The organism is Candidatus Woesearchaeota archaeon, assembly GCA_003694805.1.
Lineage (GTDB): Archaea > Nanobdellota > Nanobdellia > Woesearchaeales > J110 > J110.
The window spans coordinates 1-1,568 of the sequence record RFJU01000053.1 but is presented as its reverse complement, the minus strand read 5'-3'; the positions used below and the strand labels follow the sequence as shown (position 1 = coordinate 1,568).

1 protein-coding gene is annotated in these 1,568 nt (G+C 54.7%); it reads right to left on the bottom strand.

Going from position 1 to position 1,568, the window contains the following annotated elements; all coding sequences use genetic code 11:
- Nucleotides 1-1,568: hypothetical protein (locus tag D6783_02090; protein RME53402.1), on the bottom strand; the 1,568-nt coding region annotated here is incomplete at both ends.

Here is a 1,568-nt window from a genome sequence, read left to right as displayed (position 1 = left end):
TACTGAGCGGCGAGCGCCACGCCTTCTTCGATGTGGTCGTCCATCCAGAGTACGGTGAAGTCGCGTTTTCTGCGACGGTCAGGGGCTGCTTCATAGCGGACCGCAATCTCCGCTGCGCGCTCGTCGCCAAGGAACGCCGCCTTCGCCGCTTGTAGATTCTCATAGACTGCACTAGGAACATACTCTTCCTGGAAAAATTTGAGGGCTGCGGGGACTTCTCCTGTTCCATAGATTGGAGGCAGCTCGACGAGAGCCCGGTTCATGTCGATGAATCGCTGCGCGAACGCCACCGCTTTCTCAGGATCTTCATGGCGCAACACGTTCACGCTGTGCGTGAACTCCTCCATCATACGACCATACGCCCGGTTCATGCGCGTCTCTGCCTCCCGGGCAAGACGGACGAAATCCAAGTCTAAATCGTGAATCTCAGTCGCTAAATCTTTTGTTGGCGAAGCAATAAAGTTCCTAATGTCTTGGCCCATTGAAGCCAAATGGTGCTTCACAAGTGTTGAGGCGACGACGCCGAACTGCTTAAGCAGCTCGTGCTCGTCAAACAACGAGCCGTATTCCTTTGCAACAGCGAGCGCTTCGCGAGTCTTTGCCCACATTGAATAGCCAATCCAAGGATTGTCCTTGACTTCACCAACCTTTGCCTGGAACAAGCCTGACAGCACGTTCGCTCCGTTCATGATTGCCTTATGGAACCGCATCTTCCGATAATCTTCAGCGGACGCTGCAACGACGAATTGCAAGGGCGCAAAGAACAAGTTGTTCACGTTCGAGCGCAAATGCGGGCTCAGCTCTCTCCCATCCCACACGCCGTAATTCAACGATTTCAATTCTGACTTTACTGTCGGCACCCCTCCTGAGGTATCGACGCTCGATATTCCAATCACAACACTCCCAACAATGTTTTCGATGAGTGCCTCATAGCCGTGTTGCCGCAACGACTCCGCGAGGCGTCCCTCGGGGTTTACCCCGTTTTGCACCATGAGGAGTGAGGGGTTTGCGTGGGCGAGTTTCCCCATGTACGTCTTAACAATATCGTCGAGAGTGGGCGTTTTTGAGGCAATAATGACTGTGCCTCCCGTTGCAATATCCAATCCCTCGAAATCGTCGTCACTATACACCAAGAGCTGCTCCCCCACATCAAAGTGCGACACGTCCTCAGGAGCGGTTCGGACAGGGATATTAACGCCCTTCTCTCTGATGAGGTCCATAAGCCGTTTGCGGCCGACGAGCGCCACCGTCTTCCCGTCCTGTAATGCGTACCCCGCCAGGGGGATTCCTATCGCACCTGCACCCAGAACCACCATGTCTGGTTTCTTCCTCCCTGGTCGCTGGGCAACGAGTTCCCGGACAGGGTACACGCCGTGGTGGGGGCTCATCATGCCATCCATGCTTTTCCCTGTTGACAGATTATGCACGACTTTGTGCGTGGCGAGGTTGCGTCGTGCATAGGCTAGGTTGCTCGCTCGCTCCGTGAACACCGCCGTCACAGTAGATTTCTTTGCCCGTGTGTGCTCGACAGCTTTATTCGCAAGCCGAACAGCGTCCTCTATTGTTCC